The sequence below is a fragment of the Paracoccus alkanivorans genome (assembly GCF_003697785.1).
GTDB classification, from domain to species: Bacteria; Pseudomonadota; Alphaproteobacteria; order Rhodobacterales; family Rhodobacteraceae; genus Paracoccus; species Paracoccus alkanivorans.
In genome coordinates, this window is record NZ_QOKZ01000001.1 from 876,795 (window position 1) to 901,887 (window position 25,093).

Genomic DNA, 25,093 nt, shown 5'->3' on the forward strand with positions numbered 1-25,093 from the left:
GTCAGACAGTAAAGGCAAAGCAATATGACACAGGCAGCACCCTTTTTCGAAGTGCGCGGCATCTCGCGCAGCTTCGGTCCTGTTCAGGCGCTGAATGGTGTGTCGATGACTCTGGAGAAAGGCGAGGTTCATTCGGTCATCGGAGAGAACGGTGCCGGTAAATCGACGCTGATGAACATCATCTGCGGCAAGATAAGGCCATCTTCCGGCAGTATCCACGTCGATGGGCAGCCGGTTGTGTTCCATTCACCGCTGGACGCCCAAATGCATGGCATTGCCATTGCTCCGCAGGAAATCAATCTGGTACCGCACCTGTCGGTGGCAGAGAACATCCTGCTCGGCGCGCATCGTGGACGCGCAGCGGCAATCGACTGGCGAGCCACGCGTAAGGATGCGTCGTTCTATCTGCACGAGGTCGATGACAGCATCGATCCGCGCCTGCCGGTCCGCGAGCTTTCGAAAGCGCAACAGCAACTGATCCAGATCGCCCGGGCAGCGGCAACGCGCGCGCGCATCATCATATTCGACGAGCCAACCGCAGCACTGACATGGCGCGAGACCGAAAAACTGATGCGCTATATCCGCAAGATCACGGGCGAGGGCCGATCAGCTTTCTATATATCGCACCGCCTGGACGAGGTGCGCGAATTGTCGCACCAAATCACCGCCCTGCGCGACGGTGTGAATGTTGGAGTCATCGCGCCTCACGAGGCAACACGCGAACGCATGGTTTCGCTGATGGCGGGCCGTCCCCCGAAAGCTGCCCAACAGCCGATCCGGCAGTTGGATGACACGCAGGTCATTCTGGATGTCCGGAATATGAGCCGCAGGAATGAGTTCCGCAATATCTCGTTCACGCTTCGCAAGGGCGAGATACTCGGCGTCTCTGGCCTGATCGGATCGGGGCGCAGCGAAATGGCGAAATGCCTTTTCGGCGCCACCAGGGCGGATAGCGGAACAATCGAACTGGAAGGACGCCAGGCCCGTTTTCGGACACCTCTGGAGGCCATCAGCGCGGGGTTGATCTATCTTCCCGAGGAACGCAAGCAGGAAGGTATCTTCCCGCTGCTGTCGATCGCCGAGAACACGGCGCTGCCAACGCTCGACCGGTTCAGCGGCTGGCTGCGCATCCGCAATCGCGAAATGCTGGACGAGGTCGGCGCGCTCGCGCGCCAGATGAAAGCGAAATTCGGCCGCCTCGACGATCCGATCACCTCGCTGTCGGGCGGCAATCAGCAGAAATTCATCATTGCCCGATGGCTGATGCGTGACGCAAAGGTCCTGATTATGGACGAGCCGACGCGCGGCATCGACGTCAACGCCAAGCTGGAAATCCAGACCGTCCTGCGCCGCCTCACCGAAGAACGCGGGCTGTCCATCATCCTGATTTCCTCGGAAATGGAAGAGCTTCTGGATGTCGCCGATCGGATCCTGGTCATGCATGAGGGCGAGGTAAAGGGATGCGTGGACCGCAAAGACACAACACAGGAACAACTGCTGGAACTAGCGATGAGCTAACGGGAGAAAGCCCAATGACCAACAATATCCAAACCGTCGCCGCAGATAATCGCGGCAATCATGGCGTCACGGCAATTCTGGCGCGCTTCTGGAAATGGGAGGCCAGCGGCATTCTCGTGGCGCTGATCGTTCTGGGTCTGGCACTTTCCCTGGCTACCGATAATTTCCTGTCGTCCTACAACATGTCCGTCGTCGCGCGGCAGGCCGCGTTCGTCGGGCTGGTCGCACTCGGGCAAACGCTGGTGCTGCTGGTTGGCGGTATCGATCTTTCGGTCGGCGCCGCGGCGGGGCTTTCCGCGATCATCGGCTCGATTGCCCTGACTCAATGGGGCATCCACCCTTGGATGATCATCCCTTTCACCATGCTTTTCGGCTTTGGACTTGGCGCGTTGAACGGGGTTTTCGTGGCCGGTTTACGCCTGAACCCGTTCATCGTCACTCTTGCCACATGGGAAATATTCGCCGGGCTGACGCTGGTCATCACCAAGGGCTATCCCATCCGGCCGCTTGGCGAAGCTTTTACCGTATTCGGCCAGGGAGAGTTCTTCGGCATCCCCCTGCCCGTCCTGTTCTTCGCCTTTGCCGCGATATTCCTCGTCTGGATGCTGAGCCAGACACGGCTGGGCCGAAACATATTCGCGGTCGGGGGAAATCGTGACGCCGCCATTCTCGCCGGGATCCGTGTGAAGGCCATCGAATTCCTGGCTTTCGGCATGGCTGGCATGTTCGCGGCACTTGCCGGCATCCTGTATGCGAGCCGTATGGATTCGGGACAGCCCTCGGTCGGAGAAGGCTGGCTCATGGGCGCGATCACCGCCGCCATCCTGGGCGGAACGTCGCTACGCGGCGGGCAGGGCTCGATTATCGGAACCGTGATGGGCGCCTTGTTGCTGGCAGTCCTGGCGAACGGAACCGTCCTGATGAATGTGTCCGGCTTCTGGCAACGCGTTATCGTCGGTGGTGTTGTCCTCGTCGCCGTATTGGTTGACCTTCTGCGCAGAAAATCCTGAACTCTGCACAGACATCGTGCTTTGGCGCAGGCATATGCGCCAAAGCCGCAGGCCAAAAAGGGCTGGACCTTGAACGGGACCGATATCACAGACGATCTGAAAACGAGAATCGCATGGCTCTATCATGTCGAGGGCATGACCCAGGACGAGGTCGCCGAAGTCGTCGGCCTTAGCCGCACCCGCGTGTTGCGAATTCTGGCGGCAGCCCGCAATGACGGCACCGTCCAGATCCGGGTCACGAGCCGCATTTCCAGTTGCGTCGAGCTCGAACGGCGCCTGGAAGAGCGCTGGGGCCTTCAACGCGCCATCGTCATCCCCCGCCCGAAGGATCAGTCGATGATCCCCCGGATCATCGGGCGTGAGCTGGGAACATTTCTCTCGCAATCGGTCGGCCCCGACATGAGCATCGGCCTGGGCTGGGGCGGCACGCTGACAGCAGGCGTCACCGCCATCGAGCCGCGCAGCGAAAACGGGCTGAAGGTGATATCGCTGCTTGGCGGGTTGACGAAGGTCAGCCTGGTCAACCCGTCGGAATTCGCGTGGCGTGTGGCCGATCGTCTCTCGGCGGAATGCTACCTGATGGCCGCCCCGGTTTACGCACCCGACGAGACAACACGTGACGCGCTCCTCGCCCATAGCGGTATCGCCGAGGTCCTCCATCGGGCAGGCAGGCTCGACATGGCGATCCTCTCGGTCGGAGACCTGACGCCGCATTCCATCTTTGTCCGCTACGGGCTGCTGAGCACCGAGGAAATCGCCTCGCTCGAACAGGCGGGCGCGGTGGGGGATGTGCTATGCCGCTTTATCAACGCCGAGGGCGAGATCGTGGATCACCCGGTCAATCGCAGAGTTCTCGCCGCCCATCCCGACGATCTCCGCGCCGCACGCCGAACCGTATTGGCCTCCGGCGGCTGGCAGAAAGTCACGATCATCCGCGCCGCATTGAAGATGCTTTCGCCCTCGGTGCTGATCACCGACGAAACTGTCGCCGAACGGCTTGCAGCCGGATAGGGATCGCAATGCTCCGATATGTCGTGGCACTGTCTGTATTCTCAATTACACTACCCTGAACAAGGGCCAGATGCGATCGTCGCGGAAGTGATCAGAAGAGAGTGGATTACCTGTGCTTACGTGCAGGAGCATATCCAGGAAGCGGTCGGGCGACGTGTTGGCACATAACTTCAAGCACGATCGCGATCTCCTGGCTCCACCACCTGGATGCCGAAACTGACGACCCTCGAGAAATTACGAGAAAACAATCCCGCCATCGACGTTCAATGTCTGGCCCGTAACGAATGCCGCATCGTCCGACGCGAGGAAAGCAACCGGTCCCACGACATCCTCGGGGGTGCCGATACGAGCCATGGCGGTTTTGGCCTGCCAGGCGTTACGTATCTCGGGGTCTTCGAGGTTAACCCGCCCCATCTCGGTCAGGATGATCCCAGGGCAGATGCAGTTCACGGTGATGCCTTGCGGGCCGACCTCCTGTGCCAGCACGCGAGAAAACCCCATGACTGCGGCCTTCGAGGCCGAGTAATGCGCCTGCTCCGGTGCACCGTGTTTGCCGCCGATCGAGGCGATATTGACGATGCGGCCGTATTTGCGGCGCTTCATGGCGGGCAAGAACGCCTGAATGACCATGAATGAGCCCTTGGCATTCACATCCATGACCTTGTCCCAGACCTGTTCGGGCAAGCCATCGACTTCTCCGGCAATCAGGATGCCGGCATTGTTCACAACCGCGTCGAGTTCATCGAACGCGGTCAGCACAGCTTGAGCCATGACCTCGATTGATGCCTTGTCGCTGACATCGCAATAAAAAATCTCGGCTCGCTGTCCGGTGGCGGCGATCTTCGCCGCAACATCTTCCAGATCGGTTTTCTGCCGCTCGATATCGTTCAGGGCGACGTCGTAGCCACGCTCTGCCATGCCGATGGCGATGGCGGCACCTATGCCACGGCTGGCACCGGTAACGAGAACTGTGCGATTTCTGCTCATGACCTATCCTTTTCAGACTGCTGTATATCCACCATCCACCGCCAGGACCGTTCCGGTAATGTAGCTCGCGGCGTCGGAGACAAGGAAATGCACCGCATCCGCGATCTCGCGCGGCTCCCCCAGACGGCCCATCGGGGTGCGATCCATCCAGACATCGAACCATTCGGGCTTCGAACGCCCGGCAAGAGTCAGCTCGGTCGCAGTATAACCCGGCGCAACCGCGTTGATCCGCACGCCCGATTGCGCCCACTCCACCGCCAGTGATTTGACGATCAGGTTTACTCCGGCCTTGGCCGCGTTATAGGCAACCTGAGGCTGTGGAACGACCGGAACCTCGCCACAGATGGATGAGGTGCAGACAGCTGCCCCCCTGCCCCGCCGCACCATTTCCGGCCCGAAGGCGCGCATGGTGTTGAACACCCCCGTCAAGTTGACATCGATCACCCGCTGCCAGTCTGCCGGATCGAGCACGACGGTTTCGGCATTATGCACGATTCCGGCATTGGCAACGACGATTTCCGGAGCAATCCGCTCGGCCAACCTCATGCAGGCGGCATGGTCGGTGACATCCAGTTGCTCAAATCCCGCACCCAGCCTTGCCGCAGCATCGGCTCCGGCGGCGGCATCGTAATCCGCGATCACCAGATCGGCCCCGGCATCCCGTAACGCCTCGCAGATGGCAAAACCGATGCCCTTGGCTCCACCCGTGACCAAGGCGGTACGACCGGAAAGGGAAAAGCGTTCCAGGCTCATGCCAGCACCTCTTTCAATGCCGGATAAAGCGCGGCGTACCGGGGATAAATCTCCTGATACCGCCGCACATTATCTGCAATCGGTTCGATCACCCGGCCCGGATGCACCATTGCACCTATCCCCTCGTCGATACTGGCGAAATATCCGGCGCCGACGCCGGCAAGCACCGCCGATCCGGTCGAAGGTGCATCGGGTGAGGCCGGAACCCGGACCGGGATCCCCGCCGTGTCGGCATGAATCTGTAACCAAAGCTGCGAGGCGGAGGCGCCCCCGCCAACCGTCATCTCGCTGCTCTGGTATCCCGCCTGCGCGAAAGCATCGAGGATTGCTCTTGTACCAAAGCCAATCGCCTCCATGATGGCGCGAAAGATATGATGCGGTTCATGCGCCAGTGTCAGCCCCACAATCGCTCCGCGCGACAGGGGGTCGGTATGCGGCGTGCGATTGCCCTGGAAGTGATCCTGCACAAGCAGCCCTTCGGAGCCCGGCGGCAGTTCCGCGGCACGGGCGTTCAGCATATCGTAATCCAGCGGACCGCCCGTCAGCCTCGACAGCCAGTTAATGATCGAACCGGTGGATGTCTGCCCACCCTCGACAATCCAGCGGTCGGGATAAACGATATCGGCATAGCTGCCCCAGACCCCGGGCGCATTCAACGGCGCTTCGGTCACGCCGAACTGCAGGTGCGACGATCCGGTGATCATCGCAAGCTGCCCCGGCTTATGCACGCCAAGCCCGATCATTCCGATCAGCGCATCCGCGCCGCCCTGAACGACCCTGACGCTGCGCAGCAAGCCCAGTTCATCAGCCGCACGGGGGCATAATGTCCCGATAACCTCGCCCGGGGGAACCATGCGCTGCGGCCATTTGCCTTCCAGTTCGGACAGGTCGAGCGCCGCCAGCATATCCCGCGCCCACCCCCCTTCACGCGAGCGGTAGTGCCATCTCAGCCCCGCATTATCGAGGCTCGCCGCCCATTCACCGGTCAGTTTGAAGGTCAGGAAATCCTGATATTCGCAGATGCGATGCGCCCGGCCAAAGATTTCAGGCTCGTTTCGCTTCAGCCACAGCGATTTCGGAATCATCCACTCGGCAGAGACCGGCCCCTGCCCGGCTCCGTTCAGTTTCAGGGCGTCGTCACCCGTGGCCAGAACTTCTTCGGCCTCTTCATGGGCGCGCACATCCATCCACATGATCGCTGGACGAAGCGCACCGCCGTTTTCGTCCAGCGCCACGACCGTGCAGCAAGTGGTGGCGTAGGCAATCGCTTCAATCTGCGCCGGCTCCACTCCCGCGTCGGTAATGGCTCCACGCGAGGCAGTGACGAAATTGCGCCACCAATCCACCGGATCCTGTTCAGCCCTGCCCGGCGTGAAATGAGTCCTGTAAGGCACCGCCTTGGTGCCCAGGCAATTCCCATTCCCGTCATAGACCCGGGCGCGCAAACTCTCGGTGCCGCCATCGGCTGTCAGAAAATAGGCCATCCGATCCTCCTCCTTCGTCGTCCTCCCGCCTCCGGATCAGGCGGCCCGCCAAGCCTCCAGCGCCTTTGCGGCATACATCACCGCGGGGCCCCCACCCATTTCAACGGCAACCTCCAATGCGGCGATAACGGCATCTTCCGACGCGCCATGCTTTCTAGCAGCGTCAATGTGATAAAGGATGCAATCGTCGCAGCCTTTCGCCACGGCAATGGACACCGCGATCAGCTCGCGTGTGGCGGAATCAAGACCGTGCGAAGCGGTCGCGGCTTTCGAGACCGCCGCAAACCCTTGCATCAATCCCGGTGCGGATTTGGCGAACTCTTCCATCCGTCGCCTGGCGGATGTCAGTTGCGCGGCGGTATCAACCATCTCTCACTCCCTTCACGATAATATCCAGAACCTCGGCCGGAGAATCCCAATGCGGCATATGTCCGGCGGCAGGCAGGTGATGAACCGCAATACGCGGCGATACCTGCACGGCATCGCGCCAGTCCAGAATGGCATCGCGATGACCGATAATGATCCGGACAGGCAGTTCAGCGGCCAGTGCTGCCAGATCGGGCACGACATCGACACCCTGCCTGCCTTCCGGAGCGATATTCGCGGCCAGTTCCCGCAGCCTTCCACGAGACAGATCAACGTGAATACGGGAAATCATGTCTTCGGAAAAACCGGCAGCGCGGTTAGAAAGCCGGCGCAGCAAATGACTCACGGTCCCAGGACTGGCAGCTTCGGCCATGCCGGTTATGAATTCGTGGTCGATGCCAAGACCCAAGCCGGCGGGCGCGATTAACGTCAGTGACGCCGCCCCGCCCTGCCTCGCTGCCCTAACTGCAACTGCCGCACCCAGCGAATGCCCGATCAGATGCACAGGTCGGGCCGGTGTAAGCTCTGCCAGCAAGGCGGCAACCAGATCGTCGAATCCCGCGGCCTCGTCAACGGTTTCGCCATGGCCAGGCAAGTCAACGGCCCTCGCACGCAACCCGGCCCGTCCCAACCCTTTCCCAAGCTGTTCAAAGGTTATGCGATCCCCCGCGAAACCATGCACGAGCAGCACCGGAGTGCCGCCCTCCGGCCCCCAATAGCTTGATGCCAACCCACCAGAGGTCCGACCCTCTGCCGCCTGAATGTCGGAAAGTTCAATCCGGCCGCGACGACCGGTGCCACGCAGCCGGGTAATATCCAGCCCCGCCCTGCGCGCAGCCCGTCGAGCCAGCGGCGTCGCCCTGACGGGACCGCCTTCCGCCTCCTTCGCCACGACGTCGCTGTTGCCCACAGATACGGCAAGATCGTTCTCTGCATCCGCGACCGGTGTTTCGCCGTCTGCGACACCCTCCTCCGGCACAGTTTCCGTAACCCAGTCATCCGCTCCTTCAAGATCAATTCGCGCGATCGGAGCACCCAGTTGCACGACATCGCCCGGCTGCGCCAGAACCTCGACCAGCAGGCCGGGACCGAGTGCGGGATATTCGACTGCCGTCTTGTCGGTCTCGAACTCGACGAGGGCATCGCCCCGCTTGAACCGTTGTCCCGGTTCGATCAGCCACGATGCGACCGTGCCTTCCTCCATCGTCTCGCCCAGTCGGGGCATGGTCAGGGTAACGGTCATGCCGCGCTCCTCACTGCGACCATCCGTTCAGCCACATCCCGGATCAGGCCCGGCGTGGGAACCGAGTTCGCCTCGAGATCGACGGAAACCGAGATCGGGATATCCTCTCCGGCAACCCGAACGACCGGTTCGGCCAGGTAGTCGAAACATTCCTCGTGAATCCTGGCCGAGAGTTCGGCCGCGACCCCTGCTGTCATCGCAGCTTCGGACACAACCATGACCCGGCCGGTTTTCTCGACATGTCTGCGGATAGTTTCGAAATCGAGCGGATTGAGCGTGCGCAGGTCGATCACTGCCGCTTCGACACCCTTTTTAGACAACTCCTGCGCCGCCTGCATGGCGTAATGAACCTGTCGCGAATAGGTCACGATCACCAGATCGCCACCCTCACGACGAACCGCCGCTTTCCCCCATTCGGGAACCGGAGCGGACAGATTAACCTCTTCCTTCATCGCGTAAAGCGACTTGTGCTCGATAAACACCACCGGGTCGGGCTGGCGCAGGGCGGCGCGCAGCAGATGATAGGCATCCGCCACCGTGGCGGGCATGGCAAGGCGCAAACCGGGCGTGTGCATCACATAGGCTTCGAGCGACTGCGAATGCTGCGCCCCGGCCGAACGCCCCGTACCACCCTGCGTGCGCAACACCATCGGCACGCCGATCTGGCCACCGAACATGTAGCGGATTTTGGCAGCCTGATTGCCAAGCTGATCCATGGTCATACCGATAAAATCGACATACATGAGTTCGGCGACCGGGCGCATGCCGGACATCGCCGCACCAACCGCCGCGCCGACGATGGCCGGTTCGGAAATCGGCGTATCCAGAAGCCGGTCAGCCCCAAATTCTTCGTAGAGACCCTTGGTCACACCATAAGCTCCGCCATAACGGCCGACTTCCTCACCCATTACGAAGATGCTGTCATCCTCGGTCATGGCATCACGCAATGCCTGTTTCAGGGCATCTCTATAGGTCATCTCGGCCATGCTTCACTCCACTGCCAGAATACGGTCGATGCGAGTGCGAACCGGTTCGGGTTCCGGCTGGTCCGACGCATAGACGTCGCGGAACATCGATGTCAGGGGTGGTGGCGTCGCCGCGACAGCGAAATCGATGGTCGCATCCATTTCGGCGGAAATCTCGCCGTCCAGAGCCGCGAGTTCAGCCTCATCCGCACCACCATCGAGCAATGCCTGCCTCGCGAATTTCACCGGATCCTTGGCCCGGCCCTGTGTCTCGTCCTCTTCGCTGCGATAGGGGCTTTTATCCATGCGGGCATGGCCGAAAAAGCGGTAGCAATCGATGGCAAGAAACGCTGGATTTCCCGCCCGGCCTCCGTCGATCAGGTCCTGAGCGACCTCCCGCACGTCTCGCACATCCAGCCCGTCCACAGTCTCGCCGCGCAGGCCGAGCGCACGGGCTCGCTGATGCAACTCGACACCCCTGGTTGCCTGTTCGATCCGCGTGCCCATGCCGTATTGGTTGTTGATGCAGACAAACATCACCGGCAGATCCCACAGGGCAGCCATATTCATGCTCTCGTAAAGGATTCCCTGCTGCATCGCCCCGTCGCCAAAAAAAGCAATCGAGACATCCCCCCGCCCGGCGCGTTTCGAAGCCAGCCCCGCGCCGACCACCGCAGGAATGCCGCCGCCAACGATGGCATTGGCGCCAAGATGGCCAAGCCCCATATCCGCGATATGCATCGAGCCGCCCTTGCCATGACAATAGCCGCTCTCCTTGCCAGCGATCTCGGCCATCATCCGATTGGGATCCGCTCCGCGCGCCAGGAAGATGCCATGCCCTCGGTGATGGGTGGTGAAGGTATCGCCCTTCCGCATCAGGCTCGCCACGCCCACCGCCGCACTTTCCTCGCCAATCGACAGGTGCAACATCGAGCCCGCCGACTGTCCGCGCACGAACAACTCGCCCACACGCTCTTCAAAGCTGCGCACCCGGCGCATATCCCGATACATAGGCAGAAGTTCGGTATTCGATCCGGACGCCGCTGCGGCGGGCGCGGCCATGTTCACGTCCTGAGTCATAGCTGTTCTCACAATAGGTTGAGTTTCGTTGTGCGCGACACAATGGCGACGGCAATCAGGATGATGACGCCCTTGACGATATTCTGGACGTAAGTGTCCATTCCGATCAGGTTGAGGCCGTTATTGATGACGCCAATAAACAGCGCACCGCAGAACGTACCCAAAATCGTGGCGGTGCCGGGCCGGAACATGGTCATGCCGATGAAAACCGTGGCCAGCCCGTCCAGCAGGTAACGCTCGCCCACATTCGGTTGACCCGACCCCAGTCGCGCGGCTAGCAGGGCACCGGCGACAACGGCGAAAACCGATACCAGAACCAGTGCTGCCATCCGGTAGAATGTGATCCGGACACCCGAGAGCTCGGCGGCTTTCTGGTTGCCGCCGACGGCATAGATGTAACGTCCGAACACCGTCCGCTCCATCACGAACCAGGCAATCAGGACCGCGGCCAGCATGAAGAAGGCCAGGTTCGGAATCCCGGCGATGCGCCCCTGCCCAAGCGCCAGGTAAGACGCGGGTATCCCGCCATAGATCGCGCGCCCCTCGGTCAGCAGGAAATTGATGCCGAAAAGAATCGAGCCGGTGGCAAGCGTGGCGATCAGCGACGGAATACCGATGCGCGTCACCAGAAAGCCGTTGACCAGCCCGACCAGCACTCCTGATGCCAGAACCGCTACCAGCACCACGGCCAGCGGCCAGCCATCGACCAGCAGGACGGGCGCCAGAATTCCTGCCAGACCGACGGTATAACCCACCGACAGGTCGATCTCCTTAGCGGCGAAACCGAAAGTCAGCCCTGCACCTACGATGGTCAGGATAGCGATCTGCTGAAAGATGTTCGACAGGTTGAACGGCGTCAGAAAACGGTCGACAAAGATTGAGAACCCCAGAAACATCAACACCAGAACGACAAGCGTCGAATAGCGCTGCAGGAAATCCGAGCGCTTGCCGGTGCTGCTTTCTCCAATCCGGGCTGCGGAATTGACGGTCATGCGGCTTCCCCTGATATGGCGGAAATGAACCTGCTCTCGGAAAACTCGCCGGCAGAAATGCCGGGTTGCGGAGAGCCGTGGACAAATGGAATGGCGCGGTGGCAGACCTGAGCGATTTCACCCAGATCCGACGAGGCGATCAGAATCGCCGCCCCCCGGGCCGCGAGTTGGCGCATTAGCGTGTAGATCTCTCGTTTCGCCCCGATGTCCACACCCTCGGTCGGCTCAATGAAGATCAGTACGCGATAACGATCCCCGGCTCCGTAAAGCCATTTCCCGATCGAGACCTTTTGCTTGTTTCCGCCCGAAAGATTGCGGATCAACTGGTTTTGCGACGGCGTCTTGACGTTGAGCTGCCCAATGATCCGTGCAGCTTCGGCCCTTTCGCGGCGCCGGTTGATCACCCCTCGACTGGCAGCAAATTGTGGATGCACCATCGACAGGTTCTCGACAACGGATCCGTCGCCCGCAAGCGCGTTCTCCATCCTGTGATCGGGAACCAGGGCCACTCCGGCCCGCTGCATGACACGGATTCCCTTGCCGGCAACTGCCTGCCCGCCGACGAAAATGCTGCCCGATGCCACGCCCTGATGGGTATAAAGCGAGCGCGCAAAGCCAAAATGCCCCGCACCGGTCAACCCGATGAGCCCGACGATCTCTCCGGAGTGCAGATCGAACTCCGGCATGACGACCGATCCGGCTTGCCAATTCCGCAACGATAGAACACATTCACCCGTCTCTGCAGGCGCTGCCACAGGCCGCTGATCACTCGCAGCCATGCCTGCCTCGCGCCGCAGCATGAGATCGGTCAGCTTCGCTTCGCTGACCTCGGATCTGTCCAGCGTTGCGACCTGACGTCCATCGCGCAACACGGTGATACGGTCCGACAGTTCCACCACCTCCGACAGGAAATGCGATATCAGGACCACGCCAACCCCGTTTTGCGGCAAGCTACGGATAATCTCCCATAACTGCCGCTTCTCCCGAGCCTCCAATGTCGCGGTGGGTTCGTCCAAGATAAGCAAGCGGATATTGCCGCGAAGGGCGCGCAGGATCTCGATCACCTTACGCTCGGCCATGGGCAGGTCGATCACCGGACGATCAAGCGGCAGGTCAAGCTGCGGGAACCATTTTTTCGCGACCTCCTGCGCAGAGCTGCGCAGGGCCCGGCGACGCATGATCCCGCCGGGCAGGCGTGGCTCGGCCCCCAGCATGATATTTTCCGCCCCGGTCAAAGTGGGGACCAGGCTGCCCTCCTGGCTGACATGTGCAATGCCGCGCAACAATGCGTCATGTGGGCTGTCCAGCCGTATCTGCTGCCCGTCGAGGGCAAGCTGGCCTTCGGTCGATCGCAACGAGCCGCCGAGGACGTTGACGAAGGTGCTCTTGCCCGCACCATTCTCGCCCACCAGCCCGTGCACTTCATCAAAACGGAACTCGGCGCTGACATGATCGAGCGCACGGGTGCCGGGAAAATCCATGACGATATCCGAGAGGGTTACGGCCATGCGTATCCTCCTGTCAAACCCGTTTCAGGAACAGGCGGCACGGCGCATCCGTGCCGCCAACAATGAATTACATGAAATCCTTGCAGTTTTGCTTGGTGACCAGCGGTGCATCCATATAGACGATATCGCTGGGGATCACCTCTTCGCGCGGCTTGCCTTCGACGACGATAGCGTTGATCCATTCACCGACCTGCTCACCCATGCCCTCGAAGGGCTGGCTGACTGTGGCGATCATCATGCTGTCGGGTTTGCAAACCTCCTGGATCGCCTGCGGGTGGCCGTCGATGCCGATGACCTTGACATCCGTAAGCCCCGCCGCCTTCATCACGTTGATGGTCGCTTGTGCCGGTTCGTCCCACGGCGCCCAGACTGCATCGATATCCTCGCCGAAGCGGGCGACGTAATCCTGCATGCTCGACGTCGTATCTTCGAAAAAGGCAGTGTAGTCGATATTGTGCTCGGCCAGCACCTTGACGTCACCATATTCCTTGAGAACCTGTGCCATGACATCGCCGCGCTTGCGCGTGCCGTGGTGTTCAGCCATGCGGAAGAAGATCAGATTGCCCTCGCCGCCTAGACTATCCAGAAGATAAGGCGAGACATCGGCGGACATCGCCCAGTTGTTGGTGGTGACATCCACCATGACGCCGTCCACGAAACCGCTATCTACCGAGAAAATCGGCACGCCCGCCTCGATGGCGACATCGATCGCGGCTTTCGAAGCCCTCAGATCGGACATGGTGATGATGATTGCGTCGACGCCACGGGCAACAGCATCCTGGAGGTTGCTGGCCGTCGCCTCACCCGAGCCGCCGGAATCCAGGAAACTGACATTCCAGCCATACCCCCCGGCCTCTAGCCATTCCTCGAACCCCGCGCGAACGCGCTGTTCGGATTGCGCCGCCGCGTTCGAGTGAACCCAGGCGATATTCAGCGCTTCTTGCGCGGATGCCGTCGTCGCGGCCAGACCGAGCCCAACAACCGCAGCGGCTGTAAATACAGCTTTCATGTAAACCTCCCAGTCATTCCCAGATGCATCCTCCGGCATCTCTGGCGCTATAATCACCAGCAAAATTACTATTGTCAAGTTGAATTACATTTGTAATATCCTTGGTGTAATCAGCCTGATTTTGGTGCTCGCCAACCGCTTCGGAACAGGATTAAATCACCTTCATGACGGAATTCTCGGAAACACAGCTCATGAGCCGGGCTGCTTGGCTTTACTACCTCGGAGGCTTCAACCAGGAGGAAACGGCGGAGCGCCTTGGCACGACCCGCGCACGGGTAAACAAGCTGCTTCAGCTTGCCCGCGAAGAGGGAATCGTTTCCATTACGATCGACACGAAGCATAACGGCCTGATGGAGGTCGAGGACCGAATCGCCGGCCGCTTCGGCCTCGAGAGATGCATTTGTTCGCCCGCCCTCGACCTCGGCCCGGCTTCGGAACGCCTTCCCGAAATCGGCGCGTTTTCCCGCCGCGCCGTAGGCTCTATCGCCGCGCGGCTATTGCGCGATTTCCTGGCAGCCGCCCCAGAAGCCACAATTGGCACCGGCTGGGGCAGGACTTTGGATCAGATGACCAGGCAGATCGCCGGACTCAACGCGCCCAAGGCTCGGTTTGTCAGCCTCATGGGCTCGCTGACTGCAAACAGCGCCTTCAATCCTTTCGAGGTTGTGCAGGCTCTATCGCGCATCACCGGTGGGGAAGGCTATTTCCTTCCCGTTCCCTTCATTGCAGACAGCCCCGAAGCCCGCGAGGTACTGATTTCACAGAAGATCGTGTCAGAAGTCCTCCAGATGGCCCGAAAGCCGGATATGGCGCTGATCTCCGTGGGCGAGCTTACCGAAACCTCGCTGCTGCACAGCACCGGCATGCTCGACGATCAGGAATTGGCCGAACTTCATCGCGCAGGAGCGGTTGGCGATACAAACGGCATATTCTTCGACAACATCGGCAGACCAGTCGAGCATGAGCTCAACAACCGTACAATTGCCGTGGGCTTCGACGAGTTGCGCGAAAGTCATACGGTGCTCCTGTCCGGTGGGGTAGAAAAGGCAGAAGCAACGCTGGCGCTTCTGAACAGCGGCATAGTCAAGACGCTTGTCATCGACGGAGACACTGCCTGCCGGATCTGCGACAACGAGTAAGTTGGTGCCATGGGACGCAAGCAAGTGGGCAGTTTTTGCCACAGCTCTCAGCAAACCATTGAACCACGAGGGCCGGGCAGCAATCTTGCGAACGCCAACGACAGCCACTTGCAACAGCTCATTTTATTAGCTTTACCAAATCTCTCCCCGTCCTCAAACTTGCCTCGCCAACTTGGGCTGGCTGAAACCTGTCAGGCTTGTCGCGCCGACACTTCATTTAACCGGCATTTGCATACTCTCACGGCTTTCGGCACCTGATGACCGTGTCGGGCATCGGTCCCCTTATCGTCACGGCCATTGCCACCCTTGCACCGCCGCCCGAGGCGTTCCGCAAGACCCGGAATTTTGCAATCTGGCCGGGCCTCACACCCTGCCAGCATTCGACGGGCGGCGAATAGCGGCTCGGAGCCACGGCGAAGATGGGCGAACGATCCTTGCGACGATTGCCGATCATCGGCGCCAACAGTACCATTATCAAGCAACATGTCTTGCCGGAAACATGGCTGGCGGGAATGCTGTCGCGCAAACCACCGATGTTGGTGCGTGTGGCACTCGCCAACAAGATGGCGAGTATCGTTTGGGCGTTGACGGCAAAAGGCGAAGAATACCAAGCTCCGGCCGTGACAGGATAAGCCCGCCATCGGCCGCGAGGACGTCGGAGCATAAAGAGGGCAAAGAGCAGACTGGAGCAGCGGTCATGAGACGGGATCGGAAAAACCAGCCTGTAACTAAGTGCCATCGAACACGCGGCGTTGATTTGGAGCCGATCCGCAAACATCATACTGGCCCTGCGATATGTGACGCCACATCAAGAGGCCGGACATATGTCAGCACCCGACGATGCGTTAAAGTAGCTTCAAAATCCTCCAGCGCCAGGGGCGGTTACATATGTTGCAAAACTCGAACTGGTCCGGGATTCACATTGCGCCCCCATGATCTTAGAGGTGGAGTATACTCAAGCTCTGTCCCACCCGCGACCGCAGGACGAACTGGTCTACGACAATGCTACGTTTCCCAAGCGCGGCTCTCTGCTGATCTGGCTGGACAGGAACATGCACTGGCTTGCAGCCAAAGCAGATCATCCGGGGCGGCCAGCGGTATTTTCGGATGCCGCCATCCAGATCTGCCTGATGATCAAGCTGCTGACCGGTCTTCCAGCATGTGTGTGGTTGCGAGGCACACGCCTCCCGATCCGAACACTTAGGCATAAGTCATTGATTTTTATTATTATAAAAAGGAATTCAAAACAAAATCCCGCCGACCGACCGGTTTAGCGAGTTCCTTGTTCTGGAAATTTTGGTTGCGGAGGAATTCGCAACCACCAATACCGACATTCCCTGCAAGTAGCTGTATAAAAAAGCGAGGTGAACTTCCAACGAGTTTCAGAGAGCAGTTTTTCAAGATTTGGTATCCGTCAAGCCGCTTTCAGAACCGGTATGCGACATTACCCACCCCGCGTGACTTCAGCTCTCGGTCATCTCGTCAATCCAAGCATCTTCCCTACAATCATCTCGAAGCGCCGACGCATGTGCAGACCATATAACAGGTGGTCACATCATGTCTGTTTTTTGCGGCAGAGGAAATAGCTTCACGAAATCTTCTGCCAATCTACGGTTCCCCTCCAACCGCAGATCGCCAGAGTCTTGTGCCGCGCCGATCGGACGGCCGCCATAGACGATTGAGGCAATCGCCATGGGGGATCCGCTGAATGTCACATCGACTGCCTCCGGCTGGTCCCGGCGAATGGCGATCTCGTCTCGGGTGGCACACGCGACGAACCCCTCCCCCTCCAGCCGGAAACCGATCACCGCCTCGATCCCACCCGCATACATCGTCCGGAAGGACAGCATCAAGGACGTCGCCGACAGGGGTAATGTCGGGTCATGCGCGGGCGATCTGGTCGCCCATCGGCCAAGCGCCTTGATCGCTTCTTCGCTTTCATAACCCCAGGGCGTCAGTTCGTAGACCCACACCGATGCAGGCGGCGGTAGCTTGCGCCGGATCACGATCCCGGCCTGCTCCAGCCCTGCCAGCCTCTGGGTCAGCACATTGGCGCTGATCCCGTTGAGACTGGCCCGAAGATCGCCAAAACGGCGCGGTCCGAACATGAGTTCACGCACCACCAGCAGCGCCCAACGCTCCCCGATCAGTTCCATCGCGAATGCGGTGCCACATGCGTCGTCATACCAGCGTTTCATTGCTGCTTCACCATTTTAGTTATTATTATTAACTTTTGTGTTGTATTTTATAACTTGATGGAGAATCCTCGTCAAATACCGAATCTCGAAATTCAGGGAGAGCCGAGATGCCCAGGATGATCTTTGTAAACTTGCCCGTCGCCGATGTAGAAAAATCCACCGCCTTTTATCAGGCAATCGGCGCCACCAAGGATGAGCGCTTTTGCCACGAAGCCACCGCGGCCATGATGGTCTTCTCGGAAACGATCACAATCATGCTGCTGAGCCACGGACGTTTTGCCGATTTCACATCAAAGCAGATCGTTGACGCCAAGACGCAGGCCGAAGCCCTGATCTGTCTCAGCGAAGATAGTCGCGAGGCAGTCGATGCCACTCTGGCAAAGGCTATCGCGGCGGGGGCAAAGGCCGATCCAACGCCCCGTCAGGAGATGGGCGATTACATGTATGGCCGTAGCTTCGAGGATCCCGACGGCCACATCTTCGAATTGGTGTGGATGGATGTCGACAAGGCGATGGCGGCATGGAGCGAAGGGGCGGCGGCGCAGTAACGCCCTGCCAGCTCTGTCATCGAAACGACAGGGCAAGACACACGATGTCTTTCACGAACTGATCAGTGCCGCCGGGCATCCGGCAGGACCGCTCGACGGCCAACAAGGGAAGGAGACAGGATGATGACCGATACCGGAAAACTCGTACCCGCAGCGGAGCTTGCGCGATTGAACGAAGCCAGCTTCCCCAATGAAACCGCCGAATATCGCAAGGCGCGCAACGCATTGCTTGCCGAAGAGATCGAACTTCGTCGCCATATCTGGCGCGTCGGGGAAATGCGGCGCGCGCTTCCGCCGGGCGGGGAGGTCACGACGGATTATCGCTTTGTCGGACCGGATGGCGAGGTTGGCCTCGACGCCCTGTTCCGCACACACGATACGCTCGTCATCTACAGCATGATGTATGGCCCCCAACGCAAGCAAGGCTGCCCGATGTGCACTGCACAGCTAAGCTCGTGGGACCCGGAGGTTCCGCATCTGGAACAGCGGATCGCGCTCGCGGTCGTCGCGCGCTCGCCTTATGAACGGATCGCCGCCTATGGGCGCGAACGCGGCTGGAAGCATCTCAGGCTCTATTCCGATCCGAGCGGAGATTTCACCGAGGATTTCGTCGGTGGTCGAGACGCCGACATGCCTGCCTACACAGTCTTTCAACGCGACAATGGCAGGATCCGTCATTTCTACAGCGCCGAGGGTAGTTCGAAAATGGCCGATCCCGGCCAGGACCCGCATAATGCCCCCGATATGAACCCGCTATGGATCCTGCTCGACACCACTCCCGAAGGCCGGGGCACCGATTGGTATCCGAAACTTGCATATGACGACTGAACATCGGCAGCCGCGCGTTCTCATTTCGGCAACATAGTGAGCTGAAATCCTGGCTTGATCGGATCGCCGATTGGTTCATGCTGACAGTCGGCACGACAGGCGGCATATGAACCATGACAGCGACTGAGACATCCACCCGATTGATCCACGACACGGCGGAACTCTTTGCCGCCGAACCCGCCCTGTCCCCGCTATTCGGCTATGACCCCTCCTCCGTGTCCGACATACCCCGGCTGTTCGCGTCTGTCCTGTCTGCCTGCCTGCCCGAAGGCACCGCCCGCCAGTCGGTTCGAAAATTGGCGGAAGAAGCGTTTCGAGACGATACGCAGGCGGTTGATGCCGCCCTGACTGATCTGGCGGCGACGACTGCCCGCGACATCGATCCCCGAGGCATGGCGGGAGCGCTGCATTTCGCCCATGGTTATCATGTCCTGCTGGCCTATCGCCTGACCAACGCGCTGTGGCGGCGGGGACGGCATTCCCTGTCGCTGGCGGTCAAGGGCCAGTTCACCCGCGCTCTTGGGGCCGATATCATGCCGCAGGCGCGGATCGGCCGTGGAGTCTGGCTGGATCACGGGCTGGGCGTGGTGATCGGCCAGACGGCAGTGATCGAGGATGATGTGAGCCTCTGGCACGGGGTCACGCTCGGTTCCACCCTGGCCGATCGCGGCGAGCAGCGGCATCCGTGGCTTCGCCGGGGCGCCACCATTGGCGCGGGCGCGGTGATCCTTGGCGGCATCGAGATCGGTGCGGGTGCCGTTGTCGCCGCCGGGGCGGTCGTCACCCGCCCGGTGCCCCCCGGCGGGCTGGTCTCGGGACCAAGGGCCGAACCACGCGAAAGGCGGCCCGGCGGGTTTCAGGGCTTCGCACCTGCAGACCGGATCGGGAGAGAATGATGACCGGGGCATTGGGCATCGACCACCCGTTAGTTACCGTTCGCGATCTGGAAACGGCACGTGAAACCTACCGGTCGCTGGGCTTCGCAATGAAGCCGCCGGGACGGCATCCATGGGGCACCTCGACCGCTTTGGTGATCTTCCGGCGGCAGTTGCTGGAGCTTGTCGGTATCTGGAACAACGGGCTGCTGGACAGCTATCCCGCCGGAGAGTTCCGCTTTGGTCGGCATGTCGCCTCGCATCTGGCCCAGCGCGAGGGCGTGGCGCTGAGCGCGCTTTACAGCGACGATGCCGAGGCCGACGCGGCGGCGGTGGTTTCGCGGGGCGGTCATTGCGAAGGGACGATCCGCTTCGGTCGCGACGTGATGCTGGCCGATGGCACGGCCGACCGCACCTCGACCGTTCTGAAGGTTTTTACCCATCCGGGGTTACCGCGCCTGTCGATGTTCGCCTGCCAGCAATTCCGCCGCGACCTGATCGAGTTTCCGGAATGGATGGACCATCCGAATGGCGCGACCGGCTTTGCCTCGGCCACCATCCTTGCCGAACCAAAGGATCAGGACCAGGTCCGCGACTGGCTGCAATGCCTGCATGGCGTCACGGCAGAGCCGGCCGCATGGGGTTTTCGGGTTCGCACCGGTAACGGCTGGTGGAGGGTGGCCAGCCGCTGCGATGCCGAGGCGCTGTTCGGGCCAGTGCCCGAAATGCTGGCCCCGGACGGCGCACCCTCGGTCGCGTCGCTGGATCTGCGCGTCACCGATCTGAACCGCCTCCACCCCTTCCTGCAGTCGGGCGATTTCGCCTATAGAGAGATCGGTCGCTATCTGGTGCTGACCGAAGTGGACCGGCTGGGCGGCATTCTGCTGAGTTTTCAGGAAGGATAAGTGCATGTTCGACAACGAGCACATCTCCGAAGCCATCGCGTGGCGGCACGACCTGCATCGCCATCCCGAGCTGGGCTTTCAGGAAAACCGGACATCCGAACTGATTGCCGGGTTGCTGGAAGGCTGGGGATGGCAGGTCCACCGAGGCCTCGCCCGGACCGGAGTCGTGGCGCGGCTAGGCGAAGGCAGACCCTTCATCGCGTTGCGCGCCGATATCGATGCGCTGCCCATCGAAGAGGCGACGGGGCTCGATTACGCCTCGATCCATCCCGGAAAAATGCATGCCTGCGGCCATGACGGGCATACCGCGATGCTGCTGCTGGCCGCCCGGAAGATCGCGGCGGACGGGGTTCGGAGCGGAACCGTCACGCTGATCTTTCAGCCCGCCGAGGAAAACGACGGCGGTGCACGGGTGATGGTAGAAGAAGGACTGTTCCGCGAATTCTCCTGCGACGTAGTCTACGGCATCCATAACTGGCCGGGGTTGCCTCCGGGCCGGCTGGTCGCCCGCGATTCCGAGATGATGGCGGCCTTTGCCGTCTTCGAAATCGTTATCGAGGGGCGCGGTGGCCATGCCGCGATGCCCGAGCAAAGCGATGGTGTGGTCGCAGCGGCCTCCCGAATGACTGGAGCATTGCAGGAACTACCGGCGCGGCGGCTCTCGCCACTGGTGCCCGGCGTGGTCTCGGTGACGCAGATCCATACCGGGTCGGCATGGAATATCTGCCCTGACCGGGCCGTCCTGCGGGGCACCGCGCGGTGGTTCTCGCAAGAGGCGGGCGATGTTCTGGAGGCGCGGCTGGCCGAGGTGGCGCAGGGCATTGCGGCGGCGCATGGATGCCGGGCAACGGTCGACTATCAGCGCCGCTATCCAGCGACGATCAACAGCGCCCCCGAGGCAGCACTTGCCCGGCAACTGGGCGGAACGATGGGACTGAACACTGCCGAGGCCGGTCCCAGCATGGCGTCCGAGGATTTCGCCTTCATGTTGAACGAGCGGCGCGGGGCCTATATCTGGCTGGGTGCCGGGCGCGACGGCGACAATCCCGGGCTGCATTCGGCGAAGTTCGATTTCAACGACGCGATTCTGCCTACCGGTGCGGAATTCTGGGTCAGGCTGGCGCGCCAAGCCACCGGCGATTGATGGAGGGGCTGAGCAACCGGTTCCTGCGGGAATTCCTGGTCGTGGCGCAGGAAGGCTCGATCCGCCGGGCGGCAGAGCGGCTGAACATCGCGCCATCTGCGGTCAGCCGAAAGCTGACCGATGCCGAAGCGCGGCTGGGCGTCACGCTGCTGGAACGCAGTGCACAGGGGATCACCCTGACCGATGCCGGGCGGCTGGTCCGTGAGCACGCGCTGCATATGCAGGACGAACAGACCTTCTTGCTGGATCAATTGGGCAGGTTCCGGGAAAGCGGCGGCCATGCGGTGCGCATCGCAGTCGGCGAGGGCTTTGCCGCCGATCTGATGCAGAACGGGTTGGCGCCCTTGGGCCTTGCGCAGCCGCAACTGCGCTTTCGCGCCGATCTTGCCGGAACCGAGGAAATCCAACGGCGGGTGATCGACGGCGAAGCGGATATCGGCATCGCCTACAACCCCGTGCCTACCGAAAGAACGGCTTCGCTCGCCATCTCGCGGCAGCCGCTTTGCGCCATCGTTCCAGCCGGGTCGCCCTTGGCCCGGCATGACCGAATCCCACTGGCCGAGATGCTGGCGCGGCCAATCGCGATGCTGGACACCCGCCACGCCATCAGGACGTTGGTGGGTCGCGCGGCAAGCGATCAGGGGCTGGCGCTGCGCCCGCAGGTCGAGACATCTTCGATCGCAGCGCTGATCCGTTATGTCGGCGCGGGGATGGGAGGAACCTTTCTACCGCGCTTTTCGGCCTCGATACAGGCGGCACGCGGAGAGGTGGCGATCGTCGATCTGGACGAGGAATCGCTTCAGCATGTCAGCGCCCATCTGATGGTCCGCGCAAGGCGGCGGCTGCCCTCATCGACAGCGCTCACCGCCGAATATCTCGCCGCGCATATGGTAGCGTTTCGCGGCTAAGGCGTTGCCAATATGGCAACACTACGTGCGATAATTATCGGCTATTCAGGAACACCAGATTATCCGACTGTCGGACGGCACGCCAAACGGAGCGCAGCGGTTAGGCAGCGGAGGCATCATGGGTCAGTCGGTCGGTATCATTGGATTGGGGGCTATGGGAATGGGCATGGCGCAAAGCCTGCTCCGCGCCGGGTTTACGGTTTCGGCCTATGATCTCTCGCATGACGCGATGGCACGCGCCCGCGCTTCCGGTATCACTGTCACCACCTCGCCCGTCGAGGTGATGCAAGCCACCGATGCGATCGTGCTATCACTGCCCCTTGCCCGACATGTCGAAGAAACCATCGAGGCAGGCTTCGCGGCAGGCATGTTCGCCAACCGGCAAGGGATGGTGGTTATCGACACCTCTACCTCCGAGGCGGCGGTCAGCCGGCGGTTGGCAGCACGACTGGCCGAGGCTGGGCACGGTTTTCTGGATGCGCCGGTCAGCGGCGGCCCGCAAGGGGCGGCGAACGGGGCGCTGTCGATGATGATCGGCGGCGATACCAATTCGGTTACAAAGGCGCAGCCGGTGCTGGATGCCATGGCCGCAAAGGTGATCCATGTCGGCGACAGCGGCGCGGGCAATATTGCCAAGCTGGTCAACAACATGCTGGTCGCCTGCCACATGCTGACCACCGCCGAGGCACTGCGCCTTTCCGAAGCGGCGGGGCTACCTGCCGGGGACGCCTTACGGGTCATCAACAGCGCCACCGGTCGCAGCGCGCTGAGCGAGGTGCATTTCCCGAACTGGGTGCTGACCCGCAGTTTCGACAGCGGCTTCAGCGCCGGATTGATGCGCAAGGATATCCGCCTTGCGCTTGAACTGGCCACAGATGCCGGCTGCGCGATGCCGGTCTCGGAACTGGTGGTGGAGCTGTGGTCAAAGGCCCGCTCGGGGCTGGGCGACACGGACGATTTCATGCTGATGGGCGATCCCGATGCCCGTCCGAAGGAGGAAACCAATGGCTGACGACATGCCGCATGTCCATATCGACACCAGGGCCGAGATTGTCCGGCTGCTGACGGAACTGCTGGGTTCGACTCAGGTCCAAAACCATGTCGGCGGCCGGCTGATGGCCGGTGATGGCGAGATGCTGGCTCTGACCGATCCAGCCACGGGCAAGGTGTTTGCCGAATTCCCGGATGCCGGGCAAGCCGTTGTCGATGCGGCCGCCGATGCCGCGAAAACCGCGCAGCGGCAATGGTGGGCCAAAACCGCCTCGGAACGCGGTCGGATCATGATCGAGATTGGCCGTCAGATCCGCGCCCATGCCGAGCCGCTGGCGCGGCTGGAGGCGATCTCGTCCGGACGCCCGATCCGGGATACCGGCGGAGAGCCGGCCCGCATGGCCGAGATGTTCGAATATTACGCGGGCTGGTGCGACAAGATCACCGGAGATGTGATCCCCGTGCCCAGCAGCCACCTGAACTATACGCGGCACGAGCCCATCGGCGTCGTCACCCAGATCACGCCCTGGAACGCCCCGCTGTTCACCTGCTGCTGGCAGGTCGCCCCGGCAATCTGCGCAGGCAACGCGGTGATGCTGAAACCCTCCGAACTGACGCCGCTGACATCGCTGGTGATCGCGGCGCTATGCGAAAAGGCCGGGGTGCCTGCCGGGCTGGTCAACGTGATTGCCGGTCGCGGACCGACCGCCGGGCAGAAGATGATCGACCATCCCGCCACCGGGCTGGTGGTCTTTGTCGGCTCGGCGCAGGGCGGAGCCGCGATTGCCGCCGCTGCCGCACGCCGGCTGATTCCGTCGGTGCTGGAACTGGGCGGGAAATCCGCGAATATCGTCTTTGCCGATGCCGATATCGACCGCGCGGTGGTGGGCGCTCAGGCAGCGATCTTTGCCGCTTGCGGGCAAAGCTGCGTTGCGGGTTCGCGGCTGCTGGTGCATCGCTCGATCCATGCCGAGATGGTCGAGAAACTGGCTGGGGCCGCCGCACGCATTCCCGTCGGCATGCCACTGGACCCGGCAACGCAGATCGGCCCAGTGAACAATGCGCGGCAATGGGACAAGGTGGATGCGATGGTCCGCACCGCCTCGGGTGAAGGCGCTCAGATCGTCACCGGCGGGGCGAAACCGCAGGCATTGACCAAAAGCGGCGGGTATTTCTATGCCCCCACGGTGCTGGACAGCGTAACCCCCGGAATGGAGATCGCCCGCGAGGAAGTGTTCGGCCCGGTGCTGTCGGTGTTGAGCTTCGAGGACGAGGATGAGGCCGTGGCTCTGGCCAATGCCACACCCTATGGATTGGCGGGCGCGGTCTGGACGCGCGATGTCGGGCGCGCGCACCGCATGGCGGCAAGGGTCCGGGCCGGAACCTTCTGGATCAACAGCTACAAGACGATCAATGTCATGTCGCCTTTCGGCGGCTTTGGCCAGTCTGGCTATGGCCGTTCGTCGGGACGCGAGGCGCTGGCGGCCTATACCACCACGAAATCGGTCTGGGTCGAAACCGCAGCCGATCCGGCCATCGGCTTTGGATACGCTCCAGACCGGTGAGCCGGAACCGGGCTGACAAGACCCGGAAGCTTCCATAAACGGCCCAGTGACGAAACCGGGCCGATAA

Annotated in this window: 23 protein-coding genes and 2 pseudogenes; 14 read left to right on the forward strand and 11 right to left on the reverse strand. The window is 61.3% G+C overall.

What is annotated here, in order from left to right:
* The first annotated feature begins 24 nt into the window (after window positions 1-24).
* From C9E81_RS04360 to C9E81_RS04370, 3 genes are all read left to right on the forward strand, one after another.
* Window positions 25-1,518 (forward strand): sugar ABC transporter ATP-binding protein, encoded by a 1,494-nt coding sequence (locus C9E81_RS04360; RefSeq protein ID WP_122111043.1) that lies wholly within the window; start codon window positions 25-27, stop codon window positions 1,516-1,518.
* A gap of 14 nt (window positions 1,519-1,532) precedes the next feature.
* On the forward strand, window positions 1,533-2,528 hold the full coding sequence (locus C9E81_RS04365; RefSeq protein WP_122111044.1) for an ABC transporter permease: 996 nt from the start codon (window positions 1,533-1,535) through the stop codon (window positions 2,526-2,528).
* Between the two features lie 69 nt (window positions 2,529-2,597).
* Entirely contained in the window at window positions 2,598-3,539 is a 942-nt protein-coding gene (locus C9E81_RS04370; RefSeq protein ID WP_243698487.1) for a sugar-binding transcriptional regulator, read from the forward strand.
* A 234-nt stretch (window positions 3,540-3,773) separates the two neighbouring features.
* Here the strand turns inward: C9E81_RS04370 and C9E81_RS04375 are convergent, their stop codons facing one another.
* The 10 genes from C9E81_RS04375 to C9E81_RS04415 form a co-directional block, all read right to left on the reverse strand.
* Complete coding sequence (locus C9E81_RS04375; protein ID WP_122111045.1) at window positions 3,774-4,526, reverse strand: SDR family NAD(P)-dependent oxidoreductase; 753 nt, start codon at window positions 4,524-4,526, stop codon at window positions 3,774-3,776.
* Between the two features lie 12 nt (window positions 4,527-4,538).
* Window positions 4,539-5,279 carry an SDR family NAD(P)-dependent oxidoreductase gene (locus tag C9E81_RS04380; protein ID WP_122111046.1) on the reverse strand — a complete coding sequence of 247 codons (741 nt, stop codon included), beginning with the start codon at window positions 5,277-5,279 and terminating at the stop codon, window positions 4,539-4,541.
* Complete coding sequence (locus C9E81_RS04385) at window positions 5,276-6,763, reverse strand: FGGY-family carbohydrate kinase (protein WP_122111047.1); 1,488 nt, start codon at window positions 6,761-6,763, stop codon at window positions 5,276-5,278. The genes C9E81_RS04380 and C9E81_RS04385 overlap by 4 nt, the downstream gene beginning before the upstream one ends.
* Before the next feature lie 36 nt (window positions 6,764-6,799).
* Window positions 6,800-7,132 carry a carboxymuconolactone decarboxylase family protein gene (locus C9E81_RS04390; protein ID WP_122111048.1) on the reverse strand — a complete coding sequence of 111 codons (333 nt, stop codon included), beginning with the start codon at window positions 7,130-7,132 and terminating at the stop codon, window positions 6,800-6,802.
* Window positions 7,125-8,372, reverse strand: coding sequence for an alpha/beta fold hydrolase (locus C9E81_RS04395; RefSeq protein ID WP_122111049.1), 1,248 nt, complete (start codon window positions 8,370-8,372; stop codon window positions 7,125-7,127). The genes C9E81_RS04390 and C9E81_RS04395 overlap by 8 nt, the downstream gene beginning before the upstream one ends.
* Window positions 8,369-9,358 carry an alpha-ketoacid dehydrogenase subunit beta gene (locus C9E81_RS23100; protein ID WP_208021083.1) on the reverse strand — a complete coding sequence of 330 codons (990 nt, stop codon included), beginning with the start codon at window positions 9,356-9,358 and terminating at the stop codon, window positions 8,369-8,371. The genes C9E81_RS04395 and C9E81_RS23100 overlap by 4 nt, the downstream gene beginning before the upstream one ends.
* 3 nt (window positions 9,359-9,361) lie before the next feature.
* Window positions 9,362-10,417 (reverse strand): thiamine pyrophosphate-dependent dehydrogenase E1 component subunit alpha, encoded by a 1,056-nt coding sequence (locus C9E81_RS23105; protein WP_243698488.1) that lies wholly within the window; start codon window positions 10,415-10,417, stop codon window positions 9,362-9,364.
* 8 nt (window positions 10,418-10,425) lie between these two features.
* Window positions 10,426-11,409 (reverse strand): ABC transporter permease, encoded by a 984-nt coding sequence (locus C9E81_RS04405; RefSeq protein WP_122111050.1) that lies wholly within the window; start codon window positions 11,407-11,409, stop codon window positions 10,426-10,428.
* The gene (locus tag C9E81_RS04410) at window positions 11,406-12,917 is read right to left on the reverse strand and encodes a sugar ABC transporter ATP-binding protein (RefSeq protein ID WP_122111051.1); all 1,512 of its coding nucleotides are present in this window, start codon (window positions 12,915-12,917) and stop codon (window positions 11,406-11,408) included. The genes C9E81_RS04405 and C9E81_RS04410 overlap by 4 nt, the downstream gene beginning before the upstream one ends.
* A gap of 67 nt (window positions 12,918-12,984) precedes the next feature.
* A complete protein-coding gene (locus C9E81_RS04415) occupies window positions 12,985-13,926 on the reverse strand; it encodes a sugar ABC transporter substrate-binding protein (RefSeq protein WP_122111052.1) in 942 nt (313 codons plus the stop codon).
* 164 nt (window positions 13,927-14,090) lie between these two features.
* Between C9E81_RS04415 and C9E81_RS04420 the strand changes: the two genes are divergently transcribed.
* From C9E81_RS04420 to C9E81_RS04430, 3 genes and pseudogenes are all read left to right on the forward strand, one after another.
* Window positions 14,091-15,065: a sugar-binding transcriptional regulator gene (locus tag C9E81_RS04420; RefSeq protein WP_122111053.1), complete on the forward strand. Its 975-nt coding sequence runs from the start codon at window positions 14,091-14,093 to the stop codon at window positions 15,063-15,065.
* A gap of 248 nt (window positions 15,066-15,313) precedes the next feature.
* A pseudogene (locus tag C9E81_RS04425) lies at window positions 15,314-15,697 on the forward strand (transposase); the annotation flags it as partial.
* A gap of 319 nt (window positions 15,698-16,016) precedes the next feature.
* Window positions 16,017-16,222: pseudogene (locus C9E81_RS04430) on the forward strand (transposase); the annotation flags it as partial.
* A gap of 393 nt (window positions 16,223-16,615) precedes the next feature.
* Here the strand turns inward: C9E81_RS04430 and C9E81_RS04435 are convergent.
* Entirely contained in the window at window positions 16,616-17,263 is a 648-nt protein-coding gene (locus C9E81_RS04435; protein ID WP_208021084.1) for a winged helix-turn-helix transcriptional regulator, read from the reverse strand.
* A 107-nt stretch (window positions 17,264-17,370) separates the two neighbouring features.
* Between C9E81_RS04435 and C9E81_RS04440 the strand changes: the two genes are divergently transcribed.
* The 8 genes from C9E81_RS04440 (at window position 17,371) to C9E81_RS04475 (ending at window position 25,026) form a co-directional block, all read left to right on the forward strand.
* Window positions 17,371-17,811, forward strand: a complete 441-nt coding sequence (locus C9E81_RS04440) for a VOC family protein (protein WP_122111054.1) — start codon at window positions 17,371-17,373, stop codon at window positions 17,809-17,811.
* Between the two features lie 120 nt (window positions 17,812-17,931).
* Window positions 17,932-18,639, forward strand: a complete 708-nt coding sequence (locus tag C9E81_RS04445; RefSeq protein ID WP_208021085.1) for a DUF899 family protein — start codon at window positions 17,932-17,934, stop codon at window positions 18,637-18,639.
* Window positions 18,640-18,752: 113 nt separating this feature from the next.
* Window positions 18,753-19,535 carry a serine acetyltransferase domain-containing protein gene (locus C9E81_RS23520; RefSeq protein ID WP_122111055.1) on the forward strand — a complete coding sequence of 261 codons (783 nt, stop codon included), beginning with the start codon at window positions 18,753-18,755 and terminating at the stop codon, window positions 19,533-19,535.
* Window positions 19,535-20,419 carry a VOC family protein gene (locus tag C9E81_RS04455; RefSeq protein ID WP_122111176.1) on the forward strand — a complete coding sequence of 295 codons (885 nt, stop codon included), beginning with the start codon at window positions 19,535-19,537 and terminating at the stop codon, window positions 20,417-20,419. Before C9E81_RS23520 ends, C9E81_RS04455 begins: the two co-directional genes overlap by 1 nt.
* A gap of 4 nt (window positions 20,420-20,423) precedes the next feature.
* Window positions 20,424-21,563: a M20 aminoacylase family protein gene (locus C9E81_RS04460; RefSeq protein WP_122111056.1), complete on the forward strand. Its 1,140-nt coding sequence runs from the start codon at window positions 20,424-20,426 to the stop codon at window positions 21,561-21,563.
* A complete protein-coding gene (locus C9E81_RS04465) occupies window positions 21,563-22,471 on the forward strand; it encodes a LysR family transcriptional regulator (RefSeq protein ID WP_122111057.1) in 909 nt (302 codons plus the stop codon). Before C9E81_RS04460 ends, C9E81_RS04465 begins: the two co-directional genes overlap by 1 nt.
* Before the next feature lie 67 nt (window positions 22,472-22,538).
* Window positions 22,539-23,483, forward strand: a complete 945-nt coding sequence (locus C9E81_RS04470; protein WP_279432702.1) for an NAD(P)-dependent oxidoreductase — start codon at window positions 22,539-22,541, stop codon at window positions 23,481-23,483.
* Window positions 23,476-25,026, forward strand: coding sequence for an aldehyde dehydrogenase family protein (locus C9E81_RS04475; protein ID WP_208021087.1), 1,551 nt, complete (start codon window positions 23,476-23,478; stop codon window positions 25,024-25,026). The genes C9E81_RS04470 and C9E81_RS04475 overlap by 8 nt, the downstream gene beginning before the upstream one ends.
* Window positions 25,027-25,093: the final 67 nt, after the last annotated feature.

Excerpts from the sequence above, each read along its gene's own strand:
- C9E81_RS04360 (WP_122111043.1), top strand. The coding sequence starts at position 25 with ATGACACAGGCAGCACCCTTTTTCGAAGTGCGCGGCATCTCGCGCAGC.
- C9E81_RS04365 (WP_122111044.1), top strand. The coding sequence starts at position 1,533 with ATGACCAACAATATCCAAACCGTCGCCGCAGATAATCGCGGCAATCAT.
- C9E81_RS04375 (WP_122111045.1), bottom strand. The coding sequence starts at position 4,526 with ATGAGCAGAAATCGCACAGTTCTCGTTACCGGTGCCAGCCGTGGCATA.
- C9E81_RS04380 (WP_122111046.1), bottom strand. The coding sequence starts at position 5,279 with ATGAGCCTGGAACGCTTTTCCCTTTCCGGTCGTACCGCCTTGGTCACG.
- C9E81_RS04385 (WP_122111047.1), bottom strand. The coding sequence starts at position 6,763 with ATGGCCTATTTTCTGACAGCCGATGGCGGCACCGAGAGTTTGCGCGCC.
- C9E81_RS04390 (WP_122111048.1), bottom strand. The coding sequence starts at position 7,132 with ATGGTTGATACCGCCGCGCAACTGACATCCGCCAGGCGACGGATGGAA.
- C9E81_RS04395 (WP_122111049.1), bottom strand. The coding sequence starts at position 8,372 with ATGACCGTTACCCTGACCATGCCCCGACTGGGCGAGACGATGGAGGAA.
- C9E81_RS23100 (WP_208021083.1), bottom strand. The coding sequence starts at position 9,358 with ATGGCCGAGATGACCTATAGAGATGCCCTGAAACAGGCATTGCGTGAT.
- C9E81_RS23105 (WP_243698488.1), bottom strand. The coding sequence starts at position 10,417 with ATGACTCAGGACGTGAACATGGCCGCGCCCGCCGCAGCGGCGTCCGGA.
- C9E81_RS04405 (WP_122111050.1), bottom strand. The coding sequence starts at position 11,409 with ATGACCGTCAATTCCGCAGCCCGGATTGGAGAAAGCAGCACCGGCAAG.
- C9E81_RS04410 (WP_122111051.1), bottom strand. The coding sequence starts at position 12,917 with ATGGCCGTAACCCTCTCGGATATCGTCATGGATTTTCCCGGCACCCGT.
- C9E81_RS04415 (WP_122111052.1), bottom strand. The coding sequence starts at position 13,926 with ATGAAAGCTGTATTTACAGCCGCTGCGGTTGTTGGGCTCGGTCTGGCC.
- C9E81_RS04420 (WP_122111053.1), top strand. The coding sequence starts at position 14,091 with ATGACGGAATTCTCGGAAACACAGCTCATGAGCCGGGCTGCTTGGCTT.
- C9E81_RS04435 (WP_208021084.1), bottom strand. The coding sequence starts at position 17,263 with ATGAAACGCTGGTATGACGACGCATGTGGCACCGCATTCGCGATGGAA.
- C9E81_RS04440 (WP_122111054.1), top strand. The coding sequence starts at position 17,371 with ATGCCCAGGATGATCTTTGTAAACTTGCCCGTCGCCGATGTAGAAAAA.
- C9E81_RS04445 (WP_208021085.1), top strand. The coding sequence starts at position 17,932 with ATGATGACCGATACCGGAAAACTCGTACCCGCAGCGGAGCTTGCGCGA.
- C9E81_RS23520 (WP_122111055.1), top strand. The coding sequence starts at position 18,753 with ATGACAGCGACTGAGACATCCACCCGATTGATCCACGACACGGCGGAA.
- C9E81_RS04455 (WP_122111176.1), top strand. The coding sequence starts at position 19,535 with ATGACCGGGGCATTGGGCATCGACCACCCGTTAGTTACCGTTCGCGAT.
- C9E81_RS04460 (WP_122111056.1), top strand. The coding sequence starts at position 20,424 with ATGTTCGACAACGAGCACATCTCCGAAGCCATCGCGTGGCGGCACGAC.
- C9E81_RS04465 (WP_122111057.1), top strand. The coding sequence starts at position 21,563 with ATGGAGGGGCTGAGCAACCGGTTCCTGCGGGAATTCCTGGTCGTGGCG.
- C9E81_RS04475 (WP_208021087.1), top strand. The coding sequence starts at position 23,476 with ATGGCTGACGACATGCCGCATGTCCATATCGACACCAGGGCCGAGATT.